1 protein-coding gene is annotated in these 1,073 nt (G+C 55.5%); it reads left to right on the top strand.

The genetic code is table 11. The features are described 5' to 3' along the window. A partial coding sequence (locus BTJ49_RS15670) for a hypothetical protein (RefSeq protein ID WP_206098445.1) occupies positions 1 to 598 on the top strand: 598 nt, incomplete at its 5' end. Positions 599 to 1,073: the final 475 nt, after the last annotated feature.

Here is a 1,073-nt window from a genome sequence, read left to right as displayed (position 1 = left end):
GTGTCCGGAGCGTACGCTCCTGTCTGGCTCATCGAAGCCGTGTGGCGACGCGGGAGGAGTCCATTGGATCATTCAAGCCGACCGCCCACTGGCTACGCCAGCGGCCGGCAGCTTAACTCCAGCGTTAGCCACTATGAGCCATTTCGTTACAGGAATCGTTGGTAAGCCGAAGTCGCTTGAGGCGTTTGCCGAAAAACACTCGTTGCATCTGCCAATCGAATTGAGCCAGGGCTTTTCACTCTTGCCATTGCGTGATCGCGACATCGCTTCGTTTGTGGCTTCCCCGCTCAACGGGCAACCTCGCGGTTTCAATTATCTCTCGGAGCAGTTGCTTCAGGAGCTGAGGCTCGCATCAAGTGGTGCATCTCTGGTGTATTTCGAGACCGAGTATTTTGGCGGTATGGGTGCGCAGGGTGCAGTTGCTGTTATCAACGGCCAGCTAGCGTTCGGCCCTGAATCCGCAGAATCTGGCACCATAAACAAAGCATTGGCGCTACTTGGCGTTGCAGTCAATCCACCAGCTCATGACGAGTTTGAGGCTATCGGTCTCAATCGCCACAGGCAAACTGAGCATTGGGTGGCGGCAAGCCGTGGCTAACAACTCGTTCAAGGCGGACGGCTTCGCCGCCGCTTAACTCAAGCGTTAGGCTGTACGAATGATAGAGATCGCGATCAGAGTGGCATTTGGGGTAGCGTTCCTGGCAACTTTGGTTTACCAGTTTGCGTTCTTCAAATTTTATCGCATTGTAAAAGCCGAGCGAGTCGATTGGATCTCCCGGAGGGGGTCACTTAGTTTCATGTATGCGGGTTTGCCCCGCGCCCTGGACCCCAACGTTGGTATCGCTTTACTCGGTGTCGCGTTCAGCTCTCGCGTATCTCAGCTACGTACGCATAGCGCAAGAACTTACGCTTTCTACATCCGCGTGTGCCTGCCGTTGGGCCTCTTACTGTATCTTGGCATCTCGGCAGTGCAGATTCTCGGCGCAGCCTAACAACTCCTTAGGAGACTCCCCGTCAACGCCGGGCGCATGATGCCTTTGCCCTGGGCTTTCGGGCCATTGCCGGTTCTGCTT

Origin of the sequence: Oleiagrimonas sp. MCCC 1A03011 (assembly GCF_003267965.1) — a bacterium.
GTDB classification, from domain to species: domain Bacteria; phylum Pseudomonadota; class Gammaproteobacteria; order Xanthomonadales; family Rhodanobacteraceae; genus Oleiagrimonas; species Oleiagrimonas citrea.
Note: the sequence above shows the minus strand (reverse complement) of the source record. Positions and strands in the feature narration are given on the sequence as shown.